The 819-nt window shown below is 65.0% G+C and carries 1 pseudogene; it reads left to right on the top strand.

Annotated elements, in window-relative coordinates:
• Positions 1–819, top strand: a pseudogene (locus tag GJ700_RS35115) (heme utilization protein); the annotation flags it as partial.

The raw sequence follows: 819 nt of genomic DNA, 5'->3' as shown, positions 1-819 counted from the left end.
TGTTCTCGACCGATGACATCGCCGCGATCAAGACGGCCGCACTGGCCGGCCTGAAATCGTCGCAAGTTGCCGGCCTGACGTCCGACCAGGTGGTGGCGCTGTCGACCACGCAAGTGTCGACGCTGACGTCGGCACAGGCTGTCGGCCTCACCACCAACCAGGTGGCGAACATGCAGGACGCCGACCTGGCCGCGCTGAAATCGAACGTGATTTCCGGCCTGTCGACGACGCAGATCAACGCCATCACCAGCGACCAGGTCGATGCACTGACGTCGCAGCAGATCGGCGCCCTGAGCACGCTGCAAGTGTCGGCCGGCCTGAATTCGCAACAGATCGCCGCCTTCAACAGTGTCCAGCTGAGCGCGCTGACCAGCGCCCAGTTCGGCGTGCTGAGCACCAATGCGATTGCCGCGATCGCCACGGCCGACATCGATACGCTGAAATCGTCGGTGATCGCCGCGCTGAAGTCCACGCAAGTGGCGGGCCTGACGACCGACCAGATCGGCCAGTTGTCGACCACGCAGATCGCCGCGCTGCCGGCCACGATCCTGTCGAACCTGTCCACGTCGCAAGGCGCCGCGCTGAGCAACACGCAAGTGGGTGCGCTCGATTCCGCACAACTGGCCGCACTGGCGACCAACGTGCTGGCAACGTTCTCGACCGACGACATCGGCGCGATCAAGACGTCGGCACTGGCCGGCCTGAAATCGTCGCAAGTGGCCGGCCTGACGTCCGACCAGGTGGTGGCGCTGTCGACCACGCAAGTGTCGACCCTGACCTCGGCGCAAGCGGCTGGTTTGACGACCAACCAGATCGCCA

This window comes from Pseudoduganella rivuli, assembly GCF_009674485.1.
In the GTDB taxonomy this organism is placed as follows: domain Bacteria; phylum Pseudomonadota; class Gammaproteobacteria; order Burkholderiales; family Burkholderiaceae_D; genus Rugamonas; species Rugamonas rivuli_B.
This window is presented reverse-complemented; position numbering and strand designations above follow the sequence as displayed.